We start from the raw sequence: 26,726 nt of genomic DNA, 5'->3' as shown, positions 1-26,726 counted from the left end.
CACGCCGTGGCGATCCCGGTGATCACCACCGCGTGACATGCACACCGACGGTCCCGAGGCCCGCAGGCTCGACCCGCACCGGCCGCGCCGGACAGGACGCGCCCGCTCCGGGCCGCCGGAAGCGCGTGGAAGCGAGGCGCCGTTGACGCGCGGACACGGTCCGGCGCGAAGGGCCCCTCGCTGCGCCGCGTCTCCTGCGGTCGGGCTGGGTTCCGTGGTCAATAGTTGTTGACAGATGAAGCTCGGAGGCAGAGTACGCCTTCTCTGCACAAGTTGGCTGGGTGTCACCCAGGTTGCACCTCGCTGGTGTGGCCCGGGAGAATTCCCGCAGCGCGCCGATCTGATCACGCAATCCCCTCGATTTTTCGGGTCGGCGCCCGTTTTCGTGATCGCGGCGCACGGCGGGACGCCGCCATGCGTCGAGGTGGCGGTGGCCTGGTGCGCGCGTTTCCTGGCTTACCGCAGCGGCGGTGAATGACAGTGTCTATAGAGTTCTCCAGTGGCTCTGAAGGCGGCCCTCGCATCCTTGTTGGAGGCGCTGCGCTCAGTAGATGATGGGCTCGCAGTTCGTGAACTTCAGCGTGGTCTGGAGGCTGAAGTTCGAATCCGTCGCGCGCCGCTCGGCGTGGAACAGGGCGAGCGAGTACTCGTTCCCGATCTCCAGCCCGAGATCCGCGGCGCGCGCGTCGAGGTCGATCGAGTCGGTCTCCACCTCGTGCAGCCCGCCGAGATCGATGGCGAGCTTGTCGTTGATGAAGACCCAGAGGTCGTCGTCGCCGGAGAAGGTGAAGACCTCACCGCCGTTGTAGTGGAAGCTCATGTGGAGCTCGGTGGTGAAGTGATAGTTGTGCGGATAGCCCTCGTTGCCCCAGCCGCGCTCGTCGATGGGGAAGAAGGCGTTGTTCTGATAAACGATGTTGCCCTGGGCATCCGCCGTCACGTTGAAGGTGAACTCGACCGGCGAGCTCACGCCCTCGACGTCGTGATACCACTGCGCGAACTCCTCCGGGCCCGTGGTGCACTCCGTACCTTGCTCGTGGGCATAGACGGGTTTGTGATCGGGCCCGAGCTCCGGCTCGACGATGCCTCTCAGGCTGCAGGCCCCGAACGTCTGAAAGTCGGGGTGCCCCTCGCCCGTGCCATAGTCGTAGGCCTTGAAATCGCGGATGACGCCGGTGAGCGTGGGGGTGCAGCCGTCGCCGCCACCGCTGCCAGTCCCGCTGCCGCCGACGTTGCCGACCGGATCGAACGGGTCGCCCGAGGTCGCGCCGACGCTGCTGCCGCCGCCGCTGCCGTTGCCCGCGCCAGACGCGGCGCCATCACCGCCGCTCGTGGCTTCACCGTCGGTGCCATTGTCCGGCGAGGAGGAGTCATCACTCGCGCATCCAACCGTCGAGAGCGCTGCCAGGAGCGACGCCGCAACGACATTCAAAACCCCCAGATGCCGCATAAGTCACCCTGCCCCGAAGCGAACGAGGATAAGTAAGACTAATTACAAACAAACCAAGAGAGGGTACAGCGAGGCTGGCCCGTTCCGCCGCGATACTGCTTCGAGAACAGCGCCATTGCAAGAGGAGGCTTTCGGGCGCTCCAACAGAGCTTCGAGGCACGGGTTTGCGTCGTTGTGTGCCGGATGGTGGGTCCGCTGGCCGTTTTTGTGTCATAATGGGTCAACGGCAAGGGCTGAAGGCGGCGCGTCAATGTCGTGGTCGTGGCGCTCCGGCGTGCGACGTCGCCCCGCCGCTGTCCGCCTGCGGATGGGGGCTGGAGCCGCGGAGCGCAACGGCCCCGCCGCGATGCGAGGACGGTGTGGCGCGCCGCTTGCTGTGCGCCATGCCTGGCACAGTCTCCGCACACTCGTCGAAAGGGCAACACCATGAGGGCACATCGCATCATCCAGGGAGCGCTCCTGCTGGCAGCGGCGCAGCTTCCTTTCGTCATCGCTTGCGCGCGCGTCGTCGAGGGCTCGGACGGCGCCGAGACCGAGGCGGAGGCGGACAGGGGCGACGACGCGGATCCCGGACCGGAGTCGTCCGACACCACGTCGGGCGGCGGGGCGGATACGCCCGATCCGGCCCTGGATCTCTTCGCTTGCGGCTTCGAGTTGAGCTGCGAGCGGGTCGTCGTGCACCTCTCTGCGTTCCCGCCAGAGACGCTCCCCTGCGCGGCCAGGCTCGTGCTCGAAGGCGGCACGGGCGTCCTCGGCTCGCTGCTCACCCCTGGCCCGTGGATCGACGAGACCGAATCGCTGATCTTCGTGCTGGGTGACGGCACTGCGCTGGTGCAGACCCGCGAGAGGCACTGCGGAAGCCCAGGGACGGAGGAGTGCGGGCCGACGCCGGTGTGGGAGCTGTCGCAACATCAGATCTGCGACCTCGTTGTCTCTCCGGACCTCGAAGCAGCGTGCGAAGCCGACACCGAGGAGTGCGCCTTCCTGCCGTGGGGTGACGTGACGAACTGCCGGGCCGTCGAGGAGCACGCCTGCGAGGACGTCGCCGCCCTGCTCGCGGCGAGGTGATCGCGGCGGGGCGCGCCGGCCGCGGGCTGCCGAGCGCGCGGGCGGAGACGGGCAGATCTCCCGTCAGAACGGCCAGATCGTCAGTTCCAGCTCGGAGAGGGAGGAGACCTGGGACTCCCAGCCCTCGAGCCTGAGCTGGAACCTGAGATTGCTGTACCGGTGCAGCAGCGCGAGGGCCATCAGCTTGCGGCTCAGCGCTGGGCCCAGGTCGGTAGGCGGGTATCCGTAGGCGCCGAGAAAGGCGCGCTGGAGGTCCGCGCTGCCGGCCGACAGGAAGAGGCACGGGCCCAGGAGATCGTACTCGGGTGCTCCGAGGCACGCGTCCGCGAAGTCGATCATGCCGGTGACGCGCCACCTCCCGTCCGCCTGGGTCACGAGGAGGTTCTCCGGCGTGTATTCGCCAGTCAGCAGGGCCGGGACCACGGACCTCGGCAGGAGAGCGCGGGCGGACTCGAGGTAAGCCGGGATCTGCGAGACGAGGCGCTCGGGCAAGCCCATCCGCCGGTGCCGGCTCTCGCATCCGGCGATCTGGCGCTCCAGGAACGCATCCCAGCCGAGATCGATGCTCTCCAGCCCAGTGGTGGGCAGCGCGTGGGCGGCCCTCATGATCTCGCCGACGCGGGCGAGCGCCTCGGCGCGCTCCGCGCCGCTCATCGCGGGCCAGGCCTCTTCGAGCGTGCGCCCCGGGAGGCGCGAGATCACGAGATAAGGCCATCCCTCGAGCTCCGCTTGCCAGAGGAGCTCCGGCGTGGCCACGGGGACGTTCCCGTGGAAGCGCCCCAGCGAGAGGCGCTCGGCCTCGAACTGGTGCCGGAGGAAGGGAGGGAACAGCTTGATGATCTGGCCTGCGTCGTTCGCGACGACCACGTTGGTCCCGTGCGCGAAGGCGGAGAGCCCGCCCAACGAGAGCCCGTGGCGCTCGCACACCGCGCGGATCGCCGGGAGAAAGGCCGGGAGGTCGGCGCGGATCCGGTCGAAGCCGCCGGGGCCGTCGAACGATGGGAACAGGGATCGATCGCCAGGGGGCGCGCTGTGATCGGGCGGCATCGAGGCGGCGGGTACCGTAACCCGCGCGCGCCGGCGCGACCATCGCGGAATGGGGCTGCGCGCGCTCCTGGTGAGGATGGGCCGCGGGCCTGCGCGAGCAGGGAGACCTGGTGGCGGGGCCCGAGTCGTCGGATAATCCACCGCGGGAGACGTCGTTCCCCGAGCTCACCCGGTCCGCCTGAGAGGAGCATTCCGCATGCAGAGACCCGACGCCCCGGAAACCTCCATCGAGCAGGTCGTCGCGATCTGCTCCTCGGCGCCCGGCGGGCCCGGTGCGGTCGCCGCCTTCTCCTGGGGGCGCGACGTCCTCGAGGAGGCCGGCGGGTGAGCGCGCCCCTGTTGCGGACCGCTGCGAACCGGGACCGTGCGCGCGCCGCCGCCGCGGCGCTCGGGGTCGGCCTGCTCCTGAGCTGCCTGGGCCCGACGGCGGGCCAGGTCGATCTGCCGGGCCTGGACACCCCCGTCGAGAAGGCGCTCTCCTTTCCGGCGGGAAAGGCGCTCGAGTTCCCGGTGCACGCCGAAAGCTACGAGCACAGCGGCGTGAACGACGTGCGCATCGAGGTGACCCTGCTCCGAGGAGGCGCGCCGGTCGGCACGATGGCGTGCAACGGCTTCGAGCTGGAGGGCGATGCCGGGTGCGGATCGAGCGCAACCCACCTGAACGGCAGCTGCGCGATGACGGTCCCCGCCGGCGGGAGCGACGCCATCCGGGTCGTGGCGAGGCTCGCGAACAGGGACAATTCGGCCAGGTTCGAGGGGCTGAGCGTTTATATCCGGGATTGAGGGCCGGTCGAAGGTGGGCGGGGCATAGGCGTTAACCAAGCTTCGCGCCGCGTTCTCCTACATCCGAACGTTTACGTGGTCGTGGTCGTTCACGGCCTACCGTTGACGACCACGACCACGACCACGTTCACGTAAACGTCCACGTAAACGTTCACGTTCACGTGAATGTTGGTGACCGATGGGGGCTGGAGGAGGGCGGGCGGCCCGCTGAGCAATGGCGCCCGAGGAGGGAACCGGGGTCGGACGTCGCGCGTAACCCACGCGGAGGCGCGCTGCGCTGTGGAGCCGTGCGCGCCACAGGCGCGGAGCGTTGCATTTCACCGCAAGAAAGGCGTTCTTAATGAATCGTCATGCGATGGTTCTCCCGGCGGGTTTCGTCGCTTCTGTGAACCTGCTCGGCGTCCTGAGCGGGTGCTCGAGCTCGAGCGGCGAGATCGACGACCTCGACCTGGAGCCTGCGTCCTACGCCATGACCAGCGACGTGGCGCAGTGTGATGACAGCTCGGGATCCGCGTGCGTCCTGCGCAACGAGGCCCCAGACCCCACCGACCTCCTTGAGGTCGTGGCGGAGCCGAGCGGGAATGTGCAGGACGACTCCGCTCCGACGGCCGTTCCGCCTGGCACCGCGTGCCCACCCGCACCCAGCCTCGGTACGTGGGGCGGCACTCCGCTGGCGACGGCGATGGGCAACATCACGGTGCAGCAATGCACCTATACCCCTGGCTCGTACGTGTGCTCGAACTTCGCGAACGGCTTCTGGTGGCAAGCGCAGCAGAACGGGCTCAATGCAGCGATCTTCAGCTTCGGCTGCACGACGGTCGGGCATGCGATCAACGCCATCCAGACCGATTGCACGGGCTGCGCCTCTGACATGCAGCGCTACTGCCTCATCGAGCCGCAAACCGGCGCAGCCGTCGCGTGCTGGGTGCAACGGGGCGGCGCGCCGACCGTGCCGTCGTTCGTCTACGGCACGCTCCAGGCTTGCTACCCCTGGTACCGGGCCTGCATCGCCGCCGGGGACTCACGCAATCCCCCGGGCGTGCTCTACGCGACCTCGAACGACTACCGCTACAGCCGCTATTCGCCGCTCGCGAAGCCGGAGTGAGGCGTCGCGCTAGCGCTCCTCGCCCGCTCGCCTCCTTTTCAGCTCCTGGCCGACCGACGCGGCCAGCGCCCGGAACCAGGCGTGCCCTGGGTCCTGCCGCATCCGCTCATGCCATGCGAGCGCCAGCGTGAACCCCTTCAGCTTGAACGGGAGCTCCATCGTGCGGAGCGGCAGGTAGCGCTGCGCCCTCGCGGCGATCCGCTCGGGCAGCGTCACCATGAGGTCCGAGCTCGCCACGACCTCCGGCGCGGCGATGAAGCTCGCCACCCGGACCGCCACCCGGCGCCGCAGGCCCATCTCGGCGAGGACATCATCGATCACGCTCCCCGGCCTCCCCTCGGGCGCCACGAGCACCTGGGGTATCGCGGCGAACTGCTCCGCCGTCAGCTTGCGCGAAGCCGCCGGGTTCCCCTCGCGGACGAGGCACACGAAGCGCTCCGGGAACAGCGGCGTCCAGACGATGGCGGGCCTCGCCGCCCGCTGTGCCATCAGCACGAAATCGAGCTCCCCCGCCTCGAGCGCGCCGAACGGATCCTGCGCGCTCGCCCGGGCGTCGATGTTAACGGCCGGCGCCTCGCGGCTCAGGCGCTCGATCAAGGGTGGCAGGACGAGCGCCTCGCCGAAGTCGGGCGAGGTCATCGTGAAGGTGCGCTCCGCCGTGCGCGGGTCGAACCGGGGCCCATCCGCGAGGACAGCGGTGATCTCGGCGAGGACGCGCCCGAGCGCCGGGGCGAGCCGCTCGGCGCGGGGCGTGAGGCGCATCCCGCGGCCGGTGCGCACGAGCAGCGGATCGCCTAGCACGTCCCGCAGCCGCGCGAGCGACCGGCTCATCGCCGACTGGGTGAGGCCGATCCGCGCAGCGGCGCGCGTCACGTGCGCCTCGCGGAGGAGCGCGTCCAGCGCGACGAGCAGGTTGAGGTCGATCCCGGAGAGATGCGCGGAAGTCATGATGCGCATCGCAATCATGCATTGGAGAGCTGACCGAAGTCAGCGCAAAACGTCCTCCATCGAGCGCGCGGCGAGGCTCCCGCAGGGGGAGAGGCCGCGCATCCACCGCTCGAAGGGAGACATCCATGTTCGCTGTCGCCGGAGTCACTGGGAACACCGGGTCTGTGGTCGCGCGCGAGCTCCTCGCCGCCGGGGAGAAGGTGCGGGTCATCGTCCGCGACGCTGCGAAGGGGCAGGCGTGGAAGGCGAGGGGGGCCGACGTCGCGGTCGCGCATTTCGATGACGTGGCGGCGGTCGCGCGGGCGCTCGAGGGCGTGAAGGGCGCTTACCTGCTGAGCCCGACGTCGGTCGCCTCGGCCGATCCCCTGGGGGAGAGCAGGGCGCAGGTCGACGCCATGGCGCGGGCGATCGCGGCCAGCGCGGTCCCCCACGTCGTCTTCCTCTCGTCGATCGCCGCGCACCACGCGGAGGGGACAGGGCCGATCGTGATGGTGCACCACGCCGAGGAGAGGCTCTCCGCCGTGGCGCGGGGCGTGACGTTCGTCCGACCTGCGTACTTCCTCGAGAACTGGCGCTCGGTGTTCGCGGCCGTGAAGGGCGACGGCGTGCTCCCGAGCTTCCTCCAGCCGGGGCGCGCCTTCCCGATGGTCGCGACGGAGGACATTGGCCGGGTTGCGGCGGAGCGCCTCCTCGCCGGGCCGGCGGGCCGGCGGGTCATCGAGCTCGCCGGGCCGGAGGACTACACCCCCGAGGCGATCGCGCGCGCGCTCGGCGAGGTCCTCATCGGCAGGGAGGCGCGCGTGGTGCGGCTGCCGCTCGAGCAGGTGGAGCCGGTCTTGACGTCGTTCGGCGTGTCCGCGCCCATGGCGGCGATCTACCGCGAGATGTACGCGTCGTTTCACAGCGGCCACATCGACTTCGAGCGGCGCGACGGCGCGGTGGTGCGCGGCAAGGTCGGCGCGCAGGCCGCGTTCGCGGCGCTGGCGGCTTGACCGAGCTCGGGACTCGCGGCGCTGGCCGCTCGACCGAGGTCCTGTATGCTCCTGGGCCGCCCGTGAGACCCTGGCCGCCGGCATGCCGCTGATCGTCGTCGAGGATTTGCGCAAGGCGTATCGGGTGGCTGAGCGCCGGCCGGGCGCCCTGGGAGCGCTCGCCGGGCTCGTGCGCCCGCGCTACCGCGCCGTCGATGCGCTCGCGGGCGTCTCGTTCTCGCTCGATCGGGGCGAGCTCGTCGGGTACATCGGGCCGAACGGCGCCGGCAAGTCGACGACGGTCAAGATCCTGGCGGGCATCCTCGTGCCGGACTCGGGGCGATGCGAGGTGGCCGGCCGCGTCCCGTGGCGTGAGCGCGTCGCGCACGTGGGGCGGCTCGGCGTCGTGTTCGGCCAGCGCACCCAGCTCCTGTGGGATCTGCCGGTGATCGACTCGTTCGAGCTCCTCCGGGACATCTACCGCGTTGGCGCGGCCGAGCACGCCCGCGCGCGCGACGAGCTCGTCGCGATGCTCGACCTCGGGCCGCTGCTCGACACGCCGGTGCGGCAGCTCAGCCTCGGCCAGCGCATGCGGTGCGATCTCGCGGCCGCGCTGCTCCACGCGCCCGACCTGCTCTTCCTCGACGAGCCCACGATAGGCCTCGACGCCGTCTCGAAGCTCGCGGTGCGGCGCTTCGTGCAGCGGCTCAACCGCGAGCGCGGCGTCACGGTGATCCTGACGACGCACGATATGGACGACATCGAGGCCCTCTGCTCGCGGGTCATCCTCATCGCCGGGGGGCGGGTGCTCTCGGACGGCTCGCTCGAGGCGCTGCGCGCGCAGGTCACCGCGGAGCGCTGGCTCATCGTGGACCTGGCGGACCCCGCGGCGGAGATCGCCGAGCCGCGCGCCGAGGTGATCCGCCGCGAGGGCGACCGCGTGACGCTGCGCTTCGACCCCGCCGCGATCTCGACGGCGGAGCTGGTCGGGCGCGTCACGGCCCGCACCCCGGTGCGCGATCTCCTGGTGCAGAACCCGCCCATCGACGAGATCGTGGCGCGGCTCTATGGCGAGAGCGGCGAGGCGGGGGCGCCGCCGTGAGCGCGCCGTTCGGGAGCTTTGCGGCCCATTTCGCCGCCTGTGTCGCCGTGTTTCGGGCGCGCTGCCGCGCGCTCCTGCAATACCGCGCCGCGGCCGCGGCCGGGTTCGGCACGCAGCTGTTCTGGGGGTTCATCAAGGTCATGGTGCTCGAGGCGTTCTACGGGAACGCCATCTCGGGCGCGCCGCCGCCGATGGCGCTCGGACAGGCGATCACGTACACGTGGCTCGGACAGGCGTTCTTCCAGCTGCTGCCCTTCTCGACGAACCCCGACCCCGAGGTGCGCGAGCTGATCCGCACCGGCGCGGTGGGCTACGAGCTGGCGCGCCCGCTCGATCTGCATGCGCTCTGGCTCGCCCGCGCGCTCGCCGCGCGCGTCGCGCCGACGCTGCTGCGCGCGGTCCCGATGTTCGCGGTCGCGGTGCCGCTCCTCGGCATGGGGCTGCCGCCGTCGCTGGCCGCCGCGGGCGCGTGGGCGGCGGCGATGGTCGGCGCGGCGGCGCTCGTGGGCGCGTTCGCGACGGCGGTGACGTCGACGATGCTGTGGACGACGTCCGGCGACGGCATTGCGCGGATCGTGCCGTCGCTCGTGCTCGTCGCCTCCGGCATGATCGTGCCGCTGCCGCTGTTTCCGCCGTGGATGCTGCCGTGGTTCGACGCGCTGCCGTTCCGGGGCATGGTCGACGCGCCGTTCCGGCTCTACCTCGGGCACCTGCCCGCGGGGGCGCTCCCGGGCGTGCTGCTGCACCAGGCGCTGTGGACCGCCGCGTTCGTGGCGCTCGGCAGGGCGATGGTCGCGCGCGGCCTGCGCCGGCTCGTGGTGCAGGGCGGCTGAGGGACGAGGGCGAGGGCGAGGCGAGGGCGAGGCGAGGGCGAGGCGAGGGCGAGGCGAGGGCGAGGCGAGGAACAGACGAGATGTCGCTCGATGCAACGAGGCTTTACCTCCGGCTCGCCGCCGCGTCGCTGCGGGCGCAGATGCAGTATCGCGCGTCGTTCGTGATGTGGTCTGTCGGGCAGTTCATCACGGTGGGCATCGAGCTGCTCGGGGCGTGGGCGCTGTTCGACCGGTTCGGCGCGGTCCGAGGGTGGCGCTTCGCGGAGGTGGCGCTGCTGTTCGGCCTCGTCAACGTCTCGTTCGCGCTCGCCGAGTCGTTCGGCCGGGGGTTCGACACCTTCTCGGCGATGGTGAAGTCGGGCGATTTCGACCGGCTCCTCCTGCGCCCGCGCTCCACCGCGTTCCAGGTCGCCACCGGGGAGTTCCAGTTCCTGCGCGCAGGGCGGCTCGCGGTCGGCCTCGTGATGCTCCTGTGGGCCGGTAGCGCGCTCAGCGTGGCGTGGACAGCAGCCCGGCTGGCGCTGCTCGCCGGCGCGATCGTCGGCGGCGCCTGCGTGTTTTATGGGCTCCTCGTGCTCCAGGCCACGCTGTGCTTCTGGACGGTCGAGTCGCTGGAGATCATGAACGCGTTGACCTATGGCGGCACGGAGGCAGCGCAGTACCCGCTGACCCTTTACCGCGACTGGTTCCGGCGCTTCTTCACGTTCGTCGTGCCGCTCGCGTTCGTGAGCTACATCCCCGCGGGCGCGCTGCTCGATCGCCCCACGGTCCCCGCGCTGCCCGAGGCCGCGCGCTGGGCGTCGCCGCTCGTGGGCGTGGCGTTCCTGCTCGTGTCGCTGCGCATCTGGCGCTTCGGGGAGCGGCGGTACCAGTCCACTGGATCCTAGAGCGATAAACGGATTGGAACCTCCTGAACAGGGCAGAATTTGACGCTCGCGCCCGGCGCCTCTATAGCCGCCAAACCCTCGTCGCCCAAGGATCTCAGCGTGTCGATCAAGGACTATCTCTCCATCTCGCCCGAGGTCAGGAAAGCGCTTGCTGACGGCCGGCCGGTGGTCGCGCTGGAGTCGACCATCATCACGCACGGCATGCCGTATCCGCAGAACCTCGAGATGGTGCAGCGCGTGGAGGCGGTGGTCCGCCGGAACGGGGCCGTTCCGGCGACGATCGCCATCATGGATGGCAAGCTCAAGGTGGGCGTGAAGGGGGAAGATCTCGAGCGGCTGGCCAGGGGGGGCGGCAAGGCGGCCAAGGCCTCGCGGCGCGACGTGGCGGCGCTCCTGGTCCTGGGCGGGCTGGCCGGGACAACCGTGGCGACCACGATGATGGCGGCGGCCTGGGCCGGTATCCAGGTGTTCGCCACCGGGGGCATCGGCGGCGTGCATCGCGGGGCCGAGACGACCTTCGACATCTCCGCCGATCTCGAGGAGCTGAGTCAGACGCAAGTGGCCGTGGTCTGCGCGGGGGCCAAGTCGATCCTCGACATCCCCAAGACGCTGGAGACGCTGGAGACCCATGGCGTGCCGGTCCTGGGCTACAAGACCGAGGATTTCCCGGCCTTCTGGGCGCGGCAGAGCGGGCAGAAAGTGGACCACAGGATCGAGAGCGCCAAGGAAGCGGCCAGCGTCATTGCGCTGCAGTTCGAGCTCGGCATGGGCGGGGTCCTTGTGGCCAACCCGATCCCCGAGAGCCATGCGATGGACGCCAAGGCGATCGAGGCGCGGATCGAGGAGGCGATCAGGTGCGCCGAGGCAGAGGGGGTGAGCCGCAAGGACCTGACGCCGTTCCTCTTGAAGCGCATCTTCGAGCTCACCGAGGGCAAGAGCCTCATCGCGAACATCGCGCTGGTCGAGAACAACGCGGCGGTGGCGGCGGAGATCGCGGTGGCGATGAGCGAGCTCGGGGCCAGGCCCAAGTCGAAGTCGAAGGCCAAGGCATGAGCGAGGCCGACCGCGTGCTCGTGGTCGGCGATGTGATGACGGACGTGATCGTCCGCCCCGAGGGGCCGCTGGTGCGCGGCTCGGACCGGCGCGCCAAGATCGAGAGCCGGCCGGGAGGCTCGGGGGCCAACCAGGCGGTGTGGCTCGGTTCGATGGGAGCGAAGGTGTCGTTCGTCGCCCGGGTTGGAGCCAGGGACAAGCCGCATCTCGACGCCTATTTCAGGAGCTTCCATGTCGACCCGATCCTCGTGGCCGACCCGCAGAATCCGTCGGGCGTGCTGGTCATCCTCGTCGACGCCGACGGGGAGCGGAGCTTCCTGACCGACCGTGGGGCGAACCTCGCGCTCGAGCCTTCCGACATGCCGTTGGGGCTCCTGGACGAGACGCGGCTGGTGCTCATCTCGGGGTATTCGCTCTTTGCCGAAGGGCCTCGGCGGGCAGTGCTGATGCTCGCCGAAGAGGCGCGGCGCCGCGGCGTCCCGATCGCCCTCGACGCCGCGTCCGTGGGCTTCCTGCGGGAGGTGGGGGTCGGGACCTTCCTTGAGTGGACAAGGGGGATATCGACGCTGCTCGCCAATGCCGACGAGGCAGAGGCGCTCTCGGGCACCGGTGACCTCAGAGCGCAGATGATCGCGCTGGGCGCCTACTTCGAGCGGGTGATCATCAAGCGTGGCGCGCGGGGCGCGGCGGTGGGCGGACGGCAGGGCGTGCGCCTCGACGAGCCGGCGCCTCAGGTCGAGGTGGTGGACACGACCGGGGCCGGCGATGCGTTCGCTGCCGGGTTCATCACCGCGGAGCTCCAGGGCGCGTGCGAGGCGGAGTGCCTGCGCCGCGGGATCGAGGCGGGATCGAAGGCGGTGAAGCAGCTGGGTGGGCAGCCGGAGTAGGCGGCAGCCTGGGCGGTGATCAGCTCGCCTGCGCCTCCGCCGCGGCCGCGGCCTCGTGCGCCGCGGCGAGCTCTGCGTCCTTCGCCGCGATCCGCGCGAACGCCGGCCGGTTGCACACCCGCGCGATGTAGTCCTTCACCTCCGGCAGCTCGGGCACGAGCTTGAACTTCACCATCCACTCCAGCGCCTTGCCCCAGAGGACGTCGGCCGCCGAGAATCGATCGCCGAGCAGATACGGCCCTTTCCGGAGCGCCTCTGCCACCACGCCGAACATCGTATCGAAATCTCCGTACGGAGACATCGCGGCCGGGGCCGGCTCGCGCTTCATCGCCCGATCCACGATGCCCGGCTCGAAGCACGAGCCGTAGTACGCGATCCAACGGAGGTACGGCCCGCGCAGCGGATCCCCGATGGCCGGGGTCAGGCCGGCCTCCGGGAAGAGATCGGCGAGGTAAATGACGATCGCGACCTGCTCGGTGACGAGCGCGCCGTCGTGCAGGATCGCGGGCACCTTCCCGAGCGGGTTCACGGCGAGGTAAGGGGCCTTGCGCTGCTCCCCGCCCTTCATGTTCAGCACGCGGAGCTCGTGGGGCGCGCCCAGCTCCTCGAGCAGGATGCGCGTGCCCATCGAGCGCGAGTTCGGTGAATGGAACAGGACGAGGTTGCCCCTCGGGGTCGTGGTCGAATCAGCCATGTTGCTGCCTCCGGGGCGGACGCTACTGCCCGGGCCAGGCGCGGTATTGTAAAAGAGCGCCACGCGCGATCATGAGCCAGAGCATCACCCCCGAGGACCCCACCCGCGGCATCCTGAACCCGGCCGCGGGTCTCCAGCGCTTCGAGCTGCACCGCCACGCGCCCGCGCCGGAGCTGGCCAGGCTCGTCGACTGGCACTGGGTCGTCCGCTGGTCGCTCACCGCGCCGTTCGAGCAGGAGCTCTTGCCGCACCCCTGCGTCAACCTGGCCATCGAGGCGCCGGGCTCGGCGGTGCACGGCATCGGAACCCGGCGCGAGGTCGTCCGGCTCGAGGGCACGGGGCGCGTCGTCGCGACGAAGTTCAAGCCAGGCGGCTTCTTCCCGTTCGCGCCCCTCCCCATGCGCCGGCTGGTCGACCGCGTCGTCCCCCTCGCCGAGATCTTCGGCAGCGCGGCCGGGCCGCTCGAGCGCGCCGTGCTCGACCAGCCGGACGACGCCGTCGCGATCCGCGCCGTGGAGGAGCTCCTGCGCGCGCGCAAGGGCCCGGAGGACGCCGGGCTCGACGAGGCCATGGCGCTCGCCGTCCGCGCGCAGGAAGACCGCGACATCCACCGCGCCGAGCATCTCGCCCGGATCGCGGGCGTCTCGGTCCGCACGCTGCACCGCGCGTTCGAGCGGTACATCGGCGTCGGGCCCAAGTGGATCATCCTGCGGTCACGCGTGCAGGAGGCCGCGGAGCGCGTGGCCACGGGCGCGCCCGTCGCGTGGGCGGCGCTCGCGCAGGAGCTCGGGTATCATGATCAGGCGCACCTGATCCGGGAATTCAAGGCCCAGGTCGGCTTCACACCGGCCGTCTATGCAGAGCGATGCGCAGCAGCGAGGTTGAAAGGCGGCCCCCCCGGCGTGAAGGGGTGAGCTGCGGGTTCACGGCCATTCACAGCGTGAGAAGGCTTCATGACGCGCAAGGTCTTGGTTCAATTTTCTCGAGCTGGAAGAACCCAAAGCGGCTTGCGTCAAAGTTCCTCGCTTGCGTCAAAGTTCCTGTATCGATAGCATCCACGCGCCAATCGCGCGCCGTCGTCGGCGACGCCAGCTTTAGAGGTAATCGAACATGCGTCGATTTCAGAATCGCGTTTTCGTGGTCGGGTCGTTCTCTTTGGGACTGTTCGCGGCCATGCCCGTGTACGCGGCGTCAGTGCAGGCGGTGAGCCGGGCGACGTGGGGAGCGAACGGCGTCCCGAGCTACGTCAACATGAACATCTACGTCCCGGACAAGCTGGCCGAGAATCCGCCCATCGTGGTGGGCTGTCACTCGTGCAGCACGCCGGTGAGCTCGTTCTTCAACAGCATCTCGGGCATCAAAGCGGGCGCCGACAAGAACGGCTTCATCATCATCCTTCCGGAAGCCACCGGCCGGAACTGCTGGGACGTGGGCACAACGAAATCCCTGACCCACGACGGCGGCGGCGACACGCAGGCTGTCGCCCAGATGGTGAAGTACACGCTCGAGAAGTACAAAGGCGACCCGAAGCGCGTCTACGTGATGGGCGGCTCGTCCGGAGCGATGATGACGCAAGCCATGCTGGCGGTGTACCCGGACATCTTCCGGGCCGGCGCGGCGAGGGCGGGGGTGGCCGCCGGGTGCTGGGCGGACGGCTTCGACGGGGGCCAGCAATGGAGCAACAACTGCGCGGGCGGCAGGACGAGCAAGTCGGCGCAGCAATGGGGAGACCAGGTTCGCGGGATGTTTCCTGGGTATACGGGGCATCGCCCGCGCCTCCAGATCTTCCACGGCACGGCGGACGCGACGATCAACTACAAGAACCAGGCCGAGGCGATCAAGGAATGGACGAACGTCCTCGAGCTGAGCGAGACCCCGACCTCGACCGACATGATCACCTCGGGCGGGACCACCTATGATCGCCAGTTCTGGAAGAACGAGTGTGGCTACACGGTGTTCGAGGCCTGGTCAGGGAGAAACGGCGCGCACTCCATGCCGTACGATAGCGACGCCATCCTCGCGTTCTTCGGCCTCGACAAGGCCGGTGGCGCCGATCCAGAGACCGACTGTTCCGACGCTGCCGGCAGCGGCGGCACGGGTGGCTCGGGAGACGGCTCCGGGGGTGATCAGAACGTCGGCGGCGCCGGCCCTGCTGCGGGGAGCGGCGGCGCCTCGGGTGACGGCGGAAGCGTAGGCGAGGGCGTGACCGTCGGCTCTGGCGGGCAGCCCACCGGCGGCGGCGAAGTCACCACGACGGGCGGCAGCGACCCGAGCAGCACGAGCGGTTCGAGCGGTTCGAGCGGCACTGCTGGCGCCGCCACCACCGGCACAGGCTCAGATTCTTCCGGTGAATCGGGTGAAACGGGCGGGTGCGCCGTCGTCAGTGGCGATGCCAAGCCGAAGAGCTCGTACGCAGCGGTCGTCGCAATGGGCCTTGCGCTGTTGACGCTCCGTCGCCGGCAGCGAAACGCCCGGAGCTGACACGTGTCTTGCCGGTGAGCTGAAGCAACCCCTCGACCATTTCGAGAAAATTCGCAGGGAGGCGGGGAGACGGGGAGCGAAATCCCATCAATCTCCCCGTCTCCCCGCCTCCCTGTTCAATTTTTTTTTCTTCTAAGAATGCCAACAAGGGGTCTCCGCGCTAGAAAGGCACCTCCGGAATCGGTGCGCGGTCGAGCCCTGGCGCGGTCGTCGGCGGGATCGGCGGCCTCCTGGCAGGAGCGGGGACAGCCGTATGCGGTGCCCTGGGCGTGGCGCTCGACGGCGGTCGCGCTGCCCTGGTGGACGTCGGGGGCGCCGGTCGCGCTGCGGTCTCTCCGGCGACGTCCGCTGCCGAGCCCGTCCCTTCCGCAGCGGGCACCGCGGGCGTCACGCTCTCCAGCGGCTCCGGGGAGGGCTCGACCTCTGCTGACGCGCTGGCGGCGATCTCCTCCGACGCCGGCGCGCCGGCCGAGGCGACCTTCGCATCGCCCCCGCCGCTCGCTCCGCCCCGACCGAGCGCGATGCTGACGCTGGCGCCGAGCAGCATCGTTATCGCGACGCCGATCACCAGCATCGCGCGCTGAGGCCGCTGCTGTCCGGCCTCCTGCGCCGTCGATCCGGCGCTGGTCAGGGTGCCGGGGCTCGCCGAGCGGGGCGCGGCCGCTGGCTCGTCGAGCTTGGCGGCGTCGAGCGCTATCGTCCCGCTGAGCCTCGGCCGAGCGGTGCTCGGCACGCCAGAGCACGGGGATTGCAGATCGGGAATCGATGGCGACGCCATGCCAGCGATACGGCGGAGCTCGCCCATCATCTCTCCGATCGACTGGAAGCGATCCGCCCGCTCGCGGGCCAGCGCCCGCGCAAAGAAGGCATCGATCGTCGGCGGCAGGTCGGGCGCGATCAGGGACGCGCTAGGCACCGGACCGACCAGGATGTTGGCGATCACGGCGCCGAGCTGGGCCCCCTGAAAGGGCAGCTCGCCGGTGACGCCATAAAAGAGGATGACCCCGAGCGACCAGAGATCGCTGCGCTGGTCGATGTCCTTTTCGCCCCGGACCTGCTCCGGGCTCATGTAATGGGGCGAGCCGAGCAGCTCCCCGGTACGGGTCACCTCTTCCGTCAGCGCCGCGCCGGTCTCCTTGACGATGCCGAAATCGAGGATCTTGACGATCTCGTCCTGCTCTCCCTCCACGCGCACGAGGAACAGGTTGGCAGGCTTGAGATCGCGATGGACGAGGCCGGCGTCGTGTGCGCGACGGATGGCCTTGCCGGCCTGCACCAGGATCAGGGTGGCGTCCACGAGAGAGAGCCGGCCGACGTGCAGGAGGCGCGTGCCCAGGTCTTCGCCCTGAAGCAGCTCCATCACGAGGTATGGAGTGTCGTCGTCGACGCCAAAGTCCTGGACGTAGACGACGTGTGGGCTCTGAAGGCTCGCAGCGATCCTGGCTTCACGCTCGAAGCGGGCGAGGAACGTCGATGACGCAGCATAGGTCGGGTCCATGAACTTGACCGCGACGAGAGAGCCCAAGTTGACGTGTCGCGCCACCCACACCGAGCCCATCCCGCCGTGCGAGAGCGGTCGTTCGAGACGATACTTCCCACCTACGACGGAATCCGGAGCGAACTGCATGGTGATGGCTTCCTCCTGATAGCCGAGGGAGGTGAGGGGAGCGTACAGGATAGGAAAGGCGCCGGCCACGATGAGCCGGGAGATGTCAGATGGATTATCCTTTTGTGCGCCACGTTCCGGGCGCCTCGGGCTCGACACGGCCACGAGATGGCTCCCCGGATCGCCGTGGCAGGTGCGGGTCCGACGCGGGCGTCGAGAGCGCCGTCGGTGAGTGACGTTCCTGACAGCAGCGGTGTTCGACGACGGGGATGCGCTCGGGGCGACGGCGAGCGCGGACGCTGCGCGCGCCGACGCTGGACGCCGGTGCGCGGCGCACCGGGGGCCTCGCTTGCGCAGCGCAGCACGCCGGGCCTGCGCGGCGGTCCGCCGGCGCCCGCGCGCCGCAAGAGACCGAGACCACGACGCCCCCACATCCGAACCCCTGCGCGGCAGCACGAGACCGCCTGCGAGAGCTATTGCGATCCCCTTGCCTCCGTCTAGAATCCACACTGCAATGAACAAATTATTCTGCAATTCAACTATCATCGTTGCTGGTCTCTCCCTCGCCCTCGGCGTGCTGGCCTGCGGAGAAGACGACAGCCCGGCAGACCAGAGTGGAACGGGCGGCGGGGCGACCGCCGGGTCGGGCGGTGGGGCGACCACGGGGTCGGGCGGCGCGTCGACCAGCGGGTCGACCACGGGATCGGGCGGCGCATCGACGTCGACGTCGGCGTCGAGCGGCGGGGTGACGACGGCGTCGGGCGGCGATCCCAACCCCGATCCCGCGAACGCGCGGACCTTCGACCACCGGCACGCGAGCCTGGACGGTATCCCGGCGAGCTGCACCGAGGCGCTCAAGTCGGGGGACTTCGTCTTCCATTACGCCCACCGCTCACACGGCTTCCAGATCATCGTCGGCGCCGAGAGCATCGAGGCGAAGACCCCTGCCTACGCCTTCGAGACGGAGTATTGCGATGTCCCGCAGCAGGAAGGCGCCTTCCTGATGTGGGACGGGATGATCGACACCAACCTCATCCCGGGCGAGGAGTACTGGGCGACCGAGGCCGGGATCAGCGACGTGCGCACCATCCTCGAAGAGCACCCGGAGATCCGGTACTCGATGTGGGCGTGGTCCTCGGAGATCTCCGAGCAGACCGAGGAGGACGTGCAGCGGTACCTCGACGTGCTCGACGCGCTCGGGCAGGAGTTCCCGGAGGTGACCTTCATCTACATGACGGGGCCCGGTGACGAGGAGTACAACGGCGTGAACCGCACGGCGCGCAACCAGCAGATCCGCGATTTCTGCCGGGATCATGGGAAGATCCTCTATGACTTCGAGGACCTCGACGTCCACGCGGACGGCGAGCGACACACCGCGATGGTGGACGGCGTCGAGATCCCGATGCAGCACCCGCAATACGATGTGGAGACGTCCGGCAACACGGAATACGAGCACACCCACACGACCCAGGGCGCCTGCGAGAACAAGGCCATGGCCTTCTGGCGCATGATGGCCGAGCTCGAGGGGTGCGCGCAGTAGTTCCCGAGGTCGGCGGGCGTGTGACGGAAGACCGACGGAGCGGGCGCGGTCGCTTCACGGCGGGGCGGGCGCCGCACGCCCTGCTGTCGTGAGCCGCTCGCGCTCGGCCCTCCTGCCGGGAAACGACCGCGCCCGCGCGCTGCCCGGGCCGGCGCTCGGCCGCGGCGACGCCCCGCGAGCCGCTGTCTTTCCTGTCGGTTAAGTCCCGGTTTCCGGCGGAGAACTCCGCCGGACCGCGTCGCTCACGCCTTGCGGGCCGCCTTGCGCCCATGCTACTCGGCTGTCGCACGGGCATGCTCCCCCGCGCGCCTCCCGCGCAGGGGCGCCGCCTGGCAGCCGATCGGAGGCGGGCCATGGAAAGCGCGATACCGCTCGGGAAGAAGCAGATCATCGACGGCCAGCTGCGGGTCTACTACTACGGCTACTGGATCAAGGCTTACGAGGCGCCGGCCGACACGCTGCTCGCGAAGAAGCGCCTCATCGAGGCGCTGACGCGGCGCCTGTTCAACCACGTCGAGCACGGCATCAACGTCCCAGGAAAACGGCTGGACGAGGCGCGGCTCGCCTTCGAGTCGGAGGCCGATCCGCAGCGGAAGCGGGTCAAAGCCGCCATGCTCGCGGGCGCGATCTTCAATCGAGCGACGGATATCTTCACCAAGCTCGTCGAGATCCAGGAGCTCGGCGTCACCATCGAGCCCGACAACGCCCTGATGCGCGAGTGCGGAGAGCACCTCCTCGAGGCGCTGACGCTCGGGAAGATGGTGCTCCACCGCAGCGGCGAGGAGGGGCTCGACGAGCTCTGGGGCGAGCCCTTCAAGGCGTTCTCGTTCCCGATCGAGGCGTTCTACAACAGCCGGTATGTCAAGATCGCCCAGAGCATGAGGGCGATCGACGGCATTCGCGACGCGATGATCGCCACCTTCGCGGGCTCGCCGCTGTTCGCCGGGCTGGACCGCCTGGCCCGCGAGTTCGCGCACGCGGCCAAGGTCAAGTGCGAGACGCTGCGCACCGACGACGACATCTTCGAGGTCTGGACGTCGTTCGTCGTGTCGGCGGAGAAGCTCGCCGGCTTCCAGCCGCTGCTCGGCGCGGACGCCTCGCCCCACGAGCGGGAGCAGGCGGCCCAGGGCGTCGAGCTGGTCGTCCATGGCAAGAACGTGATCTCGTACATCACACGCGCACGCGTGCCGATGCCCAAGACCACGGGCGAGCTGCTCGAGCGGTACGAGCGCTATCGCGCCGCGTACGGCGCCGCGCCCGCGTCCGGGCCCGCGCGCAGCGTCGCCTGAGCGCGCGGGCCGGCGGCGCTCACCCCGCGTCCTGCGCCGCCACCAGCTGGATGGCCTTTTCGGGACAGGCGACGACGCAGAGGCCGCACGCCTGTCCCGGTGCGACGCGGCGCGACGCGCCTTCTCCTTGTTCAACGATCCTGTCATTGCGTGCCTCGTGGTGATGCGCGCGACGATCAGCGCAGGCGCGCCGCCCCGCAATGGGCCACCAGCTCCACCCGCGCCGGTCAACGAGGCGAGGCTGGCTGAACGCCGTCGCCAGCGAGCTCGTCGGCGGTCGGCGCCACACTGCCCCGAGAAATGATGGCCGTTCGACTCGGGTTGTGGCCGCCGCGAGCGCAGAGGCTTGCACGCTCATGAGCGTCGGTGGAGCGGTGTTGTAGGCAGGCCCCCGACATTTCGTCCGTCCGCTGTCATGGAATGTTTCCGTTGACGCTGGGGCGCGCGTCTCTGTATCACCAGATGATGAAGTATGCTTTGACTCTTGCGGGAGCTCTCTCCATCGGCCTCTCGTCGCTTACCGCGAGTGCGCTGGTCACGCAGCCGAACGGCAGCGTCATGCCGCAGGACTCGAGGAACAACGAGGTCCAGCTCTACACCCTGTTCGACAATCGGGGAGAGGCGCTCGACTACCAGGCCGATGGGAACACCGAGCCATCCACGTTCTCGCCGCTCTGCGGCTTCACGGCGGAGCTGGTGCTCAGGCAGACCGGGTCTCGCCTCGGGGTCGGCTGGTACAACGTCGACCCTGCTGCCGCGGCGCCGCCGGCGCGCGGCGACATCCACGAGATCGTCCCCGCCGGCGCCCAGGTCGGCACCGTTATCACCGCCGCGGATATCCGGAGCGATCTAGCCTATGCGGGCGGGCAGATCGGCTTCGCGCTCCTCGGCTCGCAGATCCACTACTCCGAGCAGCGGTGGAATCAGGTGTGCACGGGCTGTACCACGCCTGGGCCTTGGGTCACCGCCGTCATCTACGCTTCGACGGTGACGCCCAACGCGTTCTACGTCGCCTTCGAGGATGGCAGCGTCGGCCCGAACCCCGGCGATTTCAACAATGACGGCGACTACAACGATTATGTCTACTTCTTCAGCGGCCTCACCTGCACCGGCGGCGGCGAGCCGTGCGACACCGGGCTGCCCGGCGTGTGCGCGCCAGGGGTGACCCAGTGCGCGGCGGATGGGCTCACCTGCCAGGGGCTCGTACCGTCGTCGCAGGAGACCTGCGATGGGCTCGACAACGACTGCAACGGCACCACCGACGAAGGCGAGCTCTGCCCGCCGGAGCATGTCTGCGATCGGGGCGTGTGCGTGCAGGCGTGCGGCAGGGGCGAGTTCGTGTGCCCGCCGGACAAGGCATGCAATGCCGCGGGGTTCTGCGTCGAGCCAGCCTGCGCCGAGGTCCCCTGCGACGTGGGGGAGGTGTGCGTCGGCGGGCGGTGCCGCGCGCCTTGTGATGGAGTGCAGTGCCCGTCCCCGACGGTGTGCCGGGTCGGGGTCTGCGTCGACCCGTGCAGCAACGTGACTTGCGAGGAGGGCACGGTCTGTGACGGCGGCGTGTGCAAGCCGGAGTGCCCGTGCACGCCGTGCCCGAGCGGGCGCGCGTGCGAGGAGGCGAGCGGGCTTTGCAGAGAGTCGGCCTGTGTTGGCGTCGAGTGCCCGCCTGGACAGCGCTGCGACGCGGGTGCGTGCGTGGACTCGTGCGCTGGAGCGGTGTGCCCGAGCGGGCAGACCTGCGCCGGCGGCGCCTGCGTGGAGGACACGAGCACGACGGCGGCCAGCGGCGCCCATGGCTCGACGGGCGCGAGCCTGGACTCCGGCGCGGGCGGCGGCCTCACGGATCCGGCCAGCAGCGGCGCCACGGGGGGCAGCGGCGGCGTCGGCGGCGGCTCGGGCGGCGGCGGCTCGGGCGGGGCTGCCGCGGGCGGCTCTGGCGCGGACGGCGGCTGCGGCTGCACCGTGGCCGGCGCGCACGGCTCGCTCGGAGCGCCGCTCGCGGCGATCGCGCTGGCGCTGGCCGGCGCGATCCGCCGGCGGCAGCGCGGCGGCGCTTTCGCGGAGGGGAAAGAGGTTCGGGGATAGGCAGGGACATGACACCGCCGCGCCCGCTCCTCTCCGGCGAGCGGGCATGGCATAGTCCGTTCATGAGACATGAACTCCTTGGCTCCGTGCTGTGCGGACTCCTCCTCGCCGCCTGCAGCGATGATGAAAACGTGTCGCCGATCGGAGCGGGCGGCGCGGGCGGCAGCACGAGCAGCAGCACTGGCGGCGGTACGACCGGCGACGGCGGAGGCGGAAGCGGCGGCGCAGCGCCGGTCGCCTGCGGAGGGAGCGCGGGAGCGACCTGCGGCGAGACGGAGTACTGCGCGACGCCCGACACGACGTGCGCCGCAGAGGCGCAGGGCGAATGCACACCGAGGCCGAGGGTCGGGGAATGTCCGGACGAATGTCAGGGGATCTGCGGGTGCGATCAGCGCACCTATTGCAATGAGTGCATGGCGCACGCAGCCGGGGTGAACGCGTCGAGGGATACGGTGTGCGCAAGCGCAGATTACGTGATCGCCGATCACGACCGTGTCTACGTGCACCACGTCGACCTGCGAGAAGATCGATGTCTGGCGATCTCGATCGCGGCGTTCGCAGATAGCGATCCGCTCTATGCCGGGATCGCGCTGGAGGACCTCTGGGGCGTGCTGGACGTGGCGCTCACCGACCAGATGGGCGATTGCACCGAGCCGGGCATGCCGCCCCCCGACGAGCGCGCTTATGTCGTGACCGGGGCCACCGGGACGATGTCGTGGGAGGCTGAGCCGAACACCGGCATCCCGTGCATCATCGACATGGATATCACCGTCACGCTCGACGGGGAGCCGGGGACCGTGCGCTTCCAGGAGACCGGCGTGGTCGTCGACAATACGTGCCTGTAGCCAGCTGCTTGCCGGCGACCGGATCCGGTTTCTCGGGGCTGCCGAGCTGCCTGCCGGTAATCGGGTCCGGTTTCGCGAGGCTGCTCTTTCTCTCGCTGCTTCACCTTGCCACATGGTCGTGTGTGAACCCGGGGCTTCGTGTAGCGCTCCTCCTCCGCAGCGAGGCGCCTCGCGAGCGCTTCCTGCGCGCCGTGGAGCGCTCTCGTGCGCCGCTTGTACGCCGTGCTGAGGGTACAGACCGGAAGCCTGGATTACAAAGGCGACTGGGACCCCTGGTCACTTGTCGCGGGCGCCTGGGTCGCTGGGCCTCATCGCGGCGGGTACGCCCTCCGGCCAGAGGAGCTCTTCCTCTGGGCGCCATGTCGGGTCGTCCGCCTCGTCCCAGCCGCCCGGAGGCTCGTGTTGGCCATCCGCGTGGAGGACCGCCCGCGCGGCTTCGCTGATCTCTGCGGGAAGTCCGGGAGGCGACCAGGTCTCGAGCTGCGCGCGCAACTTCAGCGCGAGCGGCTCGCGTTGCTCGTACGGTACGGGCGGGGAGTCCGGATCCACCCCCTTGGGCCCTCCTCGCCGGGCGTAGGCGAGGAAGAGATCCACCATGCGGAGCAGATGCTCGCGCGGGGGCATCCGTTTCATCCGCAAGAAGACGCGCGGCGCCGCCAGGCAGATCAGCCACTGCAGCGCATGACTCGAATTCACCATGTCCGAGAGCGGGGACGTGCCATCGGGCCGCTTCTTGGCCATCTGCTCGAACGCCATGCGAAGTAGGGCGTCGTTGTCGATCGTGTCGTGCTTCTCGTCAACCATGCGTTTCATGGCTCCAAGGGGACGGGGGTGTCAAGCGGCCAACATTCCTCATATTTCCAAAGAGCGAGAAATACCATTGGACTTTGATGCCGACGATCTGCCTGTCGCGCGCGCAGGTGTAACTGCACCATTCCTTGATGATGAGCGCGTCCAGGTCCAGAAACCGAGGACAAACCGGACACCTGCCCTCACCGCATCCCGTCACGATGCAGGTGCCGTAGGTCTTGCCATCCTTGAAATCGCAGTAGGACTTGCGCTTGCAGCCGAAGTCCCATTTGTCGACGCAGTCCTCCCTCGGCGTAATCCGCGCGAGCTCGACAGTCGAGGGTCGAGCGTGTTGACCCACTGCTCGGCCTGGTCCCACACGATCGGCGTGTATGCGTCAATGATCTGCTGGACAATGGCGGGATCGACGGCTTCCGGGGCCTCCCCAACCTGGTCCTCCACCACCCCGGCCAGCGCAGACGCGGCGTATTGCGTCTTGAGATCCAGGAGCGCAAGCTCATACGGATCGGCGCGCGCGAGCACTTCCTCGAACGCGGCGACCTCTTCTTCATCCTCGGACGGAAGCTCATCCTCCGACGGTAGGCAGGCCCCGCCGGGGTCTGCCTGCTCGTCATCGCCGGACGGCTCAACCTCCCGGTCTCCGGTCTCGTCCCCGTTCCCCTGCTGCAGCCGGATGGTGCACGCCGGAACTGCAAGCGCGGCGCTGATCCCCACGAGTACGAGGGCGACAGCGAGGCTCAACAAATGCCTCATCATCTCCTCACCTCCCAAGCCGGAGACTATCGAAGGGAGAAGGGAACGTAAACCGATCTGCCGTCCAGCGGCTCGGGCGGGGGCGGCGGCTGCGGGGCGTAGTGGCCGGGGAGGCGGCGACGGATGCGGTAGCTTCGGGATCGTCGCCTTGCACGCTCACGTCCCGGTGGACAAGACTGCGATCATCACCGGCGATGGGCGTCGCGGCGGCAACGACGGGAGGTGGCAAGGGCCGGACAGGCGACTGCGGCGGCGCGAGCATCGAGATCTTCGCCCACCCGGGCAGCAAGCCGACGCTGCGGGAAACGCCCGTCGTCACGGGCTGGGGCGGCTCCGGAGGCCGAGGGTGCGCGAAGGCCAGCTCGACGGGCTGGGGGAAGCTCACACCGGGGCAGGCGCCGGACCTGGGCGGCGCACACGCTTGCCGAGGAGGCTACGGCGGCTGGGGCGGCAAGGGCGGCTACGGCGGCGGGGGCTCCGGCGGGCCCTCGATCGGCATCGCCTATGCCGACGACGAGCAACTCACCCTGGATCGCGTCGCGTTCGAGATCGGCGAAGGGGGCCCGGGCGGCGTCGCGGATGTGTTCGACGAGACGCGCGACAAGGCGAACAGAGGCAGCGACGGCTTCGCCGCCGAGACGATGCGCTTCTCGCTGTAGGTTCGCGCGCGGGAGCGCCGCGACCGGTTCCCCTGCCCGATCGGGAGCAGGGTAGGACGAGCGCCTCGCCCCAGCACCAGCCGCTGTATTGATGGCCGCTCCCATGGTCGCTCTCCGCGGCGGGAACGTCCACCGCGCGTCGTGTGCTCGCGTCACGTGCAGCGCCGCCGACGAGCATGCCTTATGCGTTGTCGTTGCTCGGCCCTTCCAGCGGCCCCTCGGGCGCGTCCCACCCGCCGGGAGGCTCTTGGATTCCCAGCGCGGCGAGGAGCTCGCGGGCGGCCGCCGAGATGTCGGCGGGGATCTCGGGCCCCGGCTCCCAGGCCGACAGCAGCGCGCGAAGCCTCCGGGCGGGCGCGGCGAATTTCTGCTGATCGAGCTCCGTTCCGAAGGCGGACAGGAGCTGGTCCACGTGCTCGACCAGGTGCTCTCGCGACGGCCACGACGTCGCCTTGGCCCACAAGCGCGGCGAGGCAAGCGCGCCGGCGATGTTCACGGCGCCCGCGACCGCCTGGGCCAGCCGGGCCGCCTTCTTCGACGCATCGCTGGAGCTCCGCGGCGCGGCCGCTGCTTTCATTTCGGGCGGCGGCTCCGCTTCGTCCGTGTCGCGCTCGATCGCGCGCATCCGGTAGCCGTCGTCGTTCTCCCAGCCGCACGGGGGTTCCCTCCCGCCGATGGAGAGGATGAATCGCCGAGCTGCCTCGTGGACCGCCTGCGGGACCTCGTCGCCTTCTCTCCAGGTAAGAGCCGCCTGCCGGAGCTCGCGCGCTCGCTCACGGCTATTCTCGAGCGGATCGATCGCGATGTAGAGGTCGAGCGCCGCGAGGAGCTCCGATGGCGTCGGTTGTCTCTCGAGGGTCGACAGCCTACGGGCCGAGGTCATCTCAGCCATCAGATGCACGGCGTTGTTGAATGCCTCGGCCTCGTTGTCACGGTCCGATATCTGCTGGAAGGCGCGCGGCTCTCTCGGCCGATTAAACGTCATGGTCATCGGTTCCTGCTCACGGATGAGCGATGCAGATGGGTCCGAAGAACGTGTCCCTGAGCGCCGAGATGGCGCCGGCCCCGACGGCAACGACCTCGGGTGGCGATGTCCCGAGCTGGATGCAAACATAAGAGCACCACGACCGTATCACGACGTTCTGCAGGATCTCGTTCACGAAGCCCGGGCAGGTGGGCACTTCGCTTTCCCGCAATCGTCAACAAAGCAGATATGGCGGACGGCAGGAATGTATCCCTGCTGGCATTCCGAAGTGTACTTGCAGGCAAAGTCTCTCGCGCACTCGTACTTCGGAGTCAACGTATACGCGAGCATCGACGGGTCGGTGCTCGAAAGCCATGCCCGCGCCTGATCCATCGCTCCCGGCGCGTACTGTTCCAGGAGCGCCCTGAGCGTCTCGTCATCGATCGCGGTCGGATCGATCTGCGCAGTCTCGACCGCGCCGGCCAACGCGCACGTCATGTTCCCGGCCAGGGCGGAGGCGAACGCCAGCTCCTCTGGGTCAAGTTGAGCATAGAGTTCCTCGCCCAGCTGCTGCTCCTCCGGGCTGACGCTCGCGTCATCAACGGAGCTGCTGCCGCCGGTACCGTCGCCAGCGGTGCTGCTACCGCCCGTGCCGTCGTCGACGGGGATGCTGCCGCCCGCACCGCCCTCGGGGACGCTGTCCCGGTCGCTGGAGCTAGGCCATGCCCCGTCCTCATCTCCCGGGCCCACCCGGATGACGCATCCGGGAACCACCGCATATCCGGCCAGCCCCATGAGCACGACCGCCGCCGCCCCTTGAGTCGCTCGCTTCGCCATCACGACCACCTCCGCCCCTTAAGTCGCTCGCT

Annotated in this window: 26 protein-coding genes; 17 read left to right on the top strand and 9 right to left on the bottom strand. The window is 69.5% G+C overall.

Annotated features, from left to right (window positions below; all coding sequences use genetic code 11):
* Positions 1-544: 544 nt before the first annotated feature.
* Complete coding sequence (locus tag WME79_RS36790) at positions 545-1,432, bottom strand: fibro-slime domain-containing protein (protein ID WP_437524746.1); 888 nt, start codon at positions 1,430-1,432, stop codon at positions 545-547.
* Between the two features lie 444 nt (positions 1,433-1,876).
* Between WME79_RS36790 and WME79_RS36785 the strand changes: the two genes are divergently transcribed.
* Positions 1,877-2,518: a hypothetical protein gene (locus tag WME79_RS36785; RefSeq protein WP_437524744.1), complete on the top strand. Its 642-nt coding sequence runs from the start codon at positions 1,877-1,879 to the stop codon at positions 2,516-2,518.
* A gap of 63 nt (positions 2,519-2,581) precedes the next feature.
* Here WME79_RS36785 and WME79_RS36780 read toward each other — a convergent pair whose 3' ends face one another.
* Positions 2,582-3,565, bottom strand: a complete 984-nt coding sequence (locus WME79_RS36780) for a phosphotransferase family protein (RefSeq protein WP_437524741.1) — start codon at positions 3,563-3,565, stop codon at positions 2,582-2,584.
* A gap of 196 nt (positions 3,566-3,761) precedes the next feature.
* On the opposite strand from WME79_RS36780, the gene WME79_RS36775 reads away from it, so the two are divergent.
* From WME79_RS36775 to WME79_RS36765, 3 genes are all read left to right on the top strand, one after another.
* On the top strand, positions 3,762-3,893 hold the full coding sequence (locus tag WME79_RS36775; RefSeq protein ID WP_437524739.1) for a hypothetical protein: 132 nt from the start codon (positions 3,762-3,764) through the stop codon (positions 3,891-3,893).
* Entirely contained in the window at positions 3,890-4,348 is a 459-nt protein-coding gene (locus WME79_RS36770; protein WP_437524737.1) for a hypothetical protein, read from the top strand. The genes WME79_RS36775 and WME79_RS36770 overlap by 4 nt, the downstream gene beginning before the upstream one ends.
* A 340-nt stretch (positions 4,349-4,688) precedes the next feature.
* A complete protein-coding gene (locus tag WME79_RS36765) occupies positions 4,689-5,453 on the top strand; it encodes a hypothetical protein (protein WP_437524735.1) in 765 nt (254 codons plus the stop codon).
* A 9-nt stretch (positions 5,454-5,462) separates the two neighbouring features.
* Here the strand turns inward: WME79_RS36765 and WME79_RS36760 are convergent, their stop codons facing one another.
* Positions 5,463-6,401, bottom strand: coding sequence for a LysR family transcriptional regulator (locus WME79_RS36760; RefSeq protein WP_437524732.1), 939 nt, complete (start codon positions 6,399-6,401; stop codon positions 5,463-5,465).
* A gap of 125 nt (positions 6,402-6,526) precedes the next feature.
* Between WME79_RS36760 and WME79_RS36755 the strand changes: the two genes are divergently transcribed.
* The 6 genes from WME79_RS36755 to WME79_RS36730 all read left to right on the top strand — a co-directional run bounded on the left by WME79_RS36755 (position 6,527) and on the right by WME79_RS36730 (position 12,134).
* Positions 6,527-7,393: an NmrA family NAD(P)-binding protein gene (locus WME79_RS36755; RefSeq protein ID WP_437524729.1), complete on the top strand. Its 867-nt coding sequence runs from the start codon at positions 6,527-6,529 to the stop codon at positions 7,391-7,393.
* An 82-nt stretch (positions 7,394-7,475) separates the two neighbouring features.
* Complete coding sequence (locus WME79_RS36750) at positions 7,476-8,474, top strand: ABC transporter ATP-binding protein (protein ID WP_437524726.1); 999 nt, start codon at positions 7,476-7,478, stop codon at positions 8,472-8,474.
* A complete protein-coding gene (locus tag WME79_RS36745) occupies positions 8,471-9,307 on the top strand; it encodes an ABC transporter permease (protein WP_437524723.1) in 837 nt (278 codons plus the stop codon). Before WME79_RS36750 ends, WME79_RS36745 begins: the two co-directional genes overlap by 4 nt.
* Before the next feature lie 80 nt (positions 9,308-9,387).
* Positions 9,388-10,194: an ABC transporter permease gene (locus tag WME79_RS36740; protein WP_437524721.1), complete on the top strand. Its 807-nt coding sequence runs from the start codon at positions 9,388-9,390 to the stop codon at positions 10,192-10,194.
* Positions 10,195-10,299: 105 nt separating this feature from the next.
* Positions 10,300-11,247 (top strand): pseudouridine-5'-phosphate glycosidase, encoded by a 948-nt coding sequence (locus WME79_RS36735; protein WP_437540010.1) that lies wholly within the window; start codon positions 10,300-10,302, stop codon positions 11,245-11,247.
* Complete coding sequence (locus tag WME79_RS36730) at positions 11,244-12,134, top strand: carbohydrate kinase family protein (RefSeq protein WP_437524718.1); 891 nt, start codon at positions 11,244-11,246, stop codon at positions 12,132-12,134. The genes WME79_RS36735 and WME79_RS36730 overlap by 4 nt, the downstream gene beginning before the upstream one ends.
* Before the next feature lie 19 nt (positions 12,135-12,153).
* On the opposite strand, the gene WME79_RS36725 is transcribed toward WME79_RS36730, so the two are convergent.
* Positions 12,154-12,828, bottom strand: coding sequence for a glutathione S-transferase family protein (locus tag WME79_RS36725; RefSeq protein ID WP_437524715.1), 675 nt, complete (start codon positions 12,826-12,828; stop codon positions 12,154-12,156).
* 71 nt (positions 12,829-12,899) lie between these two features.
* Between WME79_RS36725 and WME79_RS36720 the strand changes: the two genes are divergently transcribed.
* Positions 12,900-13,742, top strand: a complete 843-nt coding sequence (locus WME79_RS36720; protein ID WP_437524712.1) for an AraC family transcriptional regulator — start codon at positions 12,900-12,902, stop codon at positions 13,740-13,742.
* A 259-nt stretch (positions 13,743-14,001) separates the two neighbouring features.
* Positions 14,002-15,309 carry an extracellular catalytic domain type 1 short-chain-length polyhydroxyalkanoate depolymerase gene (locus WME79_RS36715; RefSeq protein ID WP_437524709.1) on the top strand — a complete coding sequence of 436 codons (1,308 nt, stop codon included), beginning with the start codon at positions 14,002-14,004 and terminating at the stop codon, positions 15,307-15,309.
* A gap of 160 nt (positions 15,310-15,469) precedes the next feature.
* Here the strand turns inward: WME79_RS36715 and WME79_RS36710 are convergent, their stop codons facing one another.
* Positions 15,470-16,936 (bottom strand): protein kinase domain-containing protein, encoded by a 1,467-nt coding sequence (locus WME79_RS36710; protein WP_437524706.1) that lies wholly within the window; start codon positions 16,934-16,936, stop codon positions 15,470-15,472.
* Between the two features lie 493 nt (positions 16,937-17,429).
* On the opposite strand from WME79_RS36710, the gene WME79_RS36705 reads away from it, so the two are divergent.
* From WME79_RS36705 to WME79_RS36690, 4 genes are all read left to right on the top strand, one after another.
* Positions 17,430-18,455, top strand: a complete 1,026-nt coding sequence (locus WME79_RS36705) for a hypothetical protein (RefSeq protein ID WP_437524703.1) — start codon at positions 17,430-17,432, stop codon at positions 18,453-18,455.
* Between the two features lie 353 nt (positions 18,456-18,808).
* Positions 18,809-19,744 (top strand): hypothetical protein, encoded by a 936-nt coding sequence (locus tag WME79_RS36700; protein WP_437524700.1) that lies wholly within the window; start codon positions 18,809-18,811, stop codon positions 19,742-19,744.
* A 462-nt stretch (positions 19,745-20,206) separates the two neighbouring features.
* A complete protein-coding gene (locus WME79_RS36695; protein WP_437524697.1) occupies positions 20,207-21,826 on the top strand; it encodes an MYXO-CTERM sorting domain-containing protein in 1,620 nt (539 codons plus the stop codon).
* 131 nt (positions 21,827-21,957) lie between these two features.
* Positions 21,958-22,671 (top strand): hypothetical protein, encoded by a 714-nt coding sequence (locus WME79_RS36690; protein WP_437524695.1) that lies wholly within the window; start codon positions 21,958-21,960, stop codon positions 22,669-22,671.
* A 276-nt stretch (positions 22,672-22,947) separates the two neighbouring features.
* Here the strand turns inward: WME79_RS36690 and WME79_RS36685 are convergent, their stop codons facing one another.
* On the bottom strand, positions 22,948-23,484 hold the full coding sequence (locus WME79_RS36685; RefSeq protein ID WP_437524693.1) for a hypothetical protein: 537 nt from the start codon (positions 23,482-23,484) through the stop codon (positions 22,948-22,950).
* A gap of 192 nt (positions 23,485-23,676) precedes the next feature.
* On the bottom strand, positions 23,677-24,222 hold the full coding sequence (locus WME79_RS36680; RefSeq protein ID WP_437524691.1) for a hypothetical protein: 546 nt from the start codon (positions 24,220-24,222) through the stop codon (positions 23,677-23,679).
* 206 nt (positions 24,223-24,428) lie between these two features.
* Between WME79_RS36680 and WME79_RS36675 the strand changes: the two genes are divergently transcribed.
* The gene (locus WME79_RS36675) at positions 24,429-24,893 is read left to right on the top strand and encodes a hypothetical protein (protein WP_437524688.1); all 465 of its coding nucleotides are present in this window, start codon (positions 24,429-24,431) and stop codon (positions 24,891-24,893) included.
* 181 nt (positions 24,894-25,074) lie between these two features.
* Here the strand turns inward: WME79_RS36675 and WME79_RS36670 are convergent, their stop codons facing one another.
* Both WME79_RS36670 and WME79_RS36665 read right to left on the bottom strand, forming a co-directional pair.
* Positions 25,075-25,884 (bottom strand): hypothetical protein, encoded by an 810-nt coding sequence (locus tag WME79_RS36670; protein ID WP_437524685.1) that lies wholly within the window; start codon positions 25,882-25,884, stop codon positions 25,075-25,077.
* Positions 25,885-26,049: 165 nt separating this feature from the next.
* Positions 26,050-26,694 carry a hypothetical protein gene (locus tag WME79_RS36665; protein ID WP_437524682.1) on the bottom strand — a complete coding sequence of 215 codons (645 nt, stop codon included), beginning with the start codon at positions 26,692-26,694 and terminating at the stop codon, positions 26,050-26,052.
* Positions 26,695-26,726 lie beyond the last annotated feature (32 nt).

The organism is Sorangium sp. So ce726 (assembly GCF_051521405.1).
Taxonomy (GTDB): Bacteria; Myxococcota_A; Polyangia; order Polyangiales; family Polyangiaceae; genus Sorangium.
Note: the sequence above shows the minus strand (reverse complement) of the source record. Positions and strands in the feature narration are given on the sequence as shown.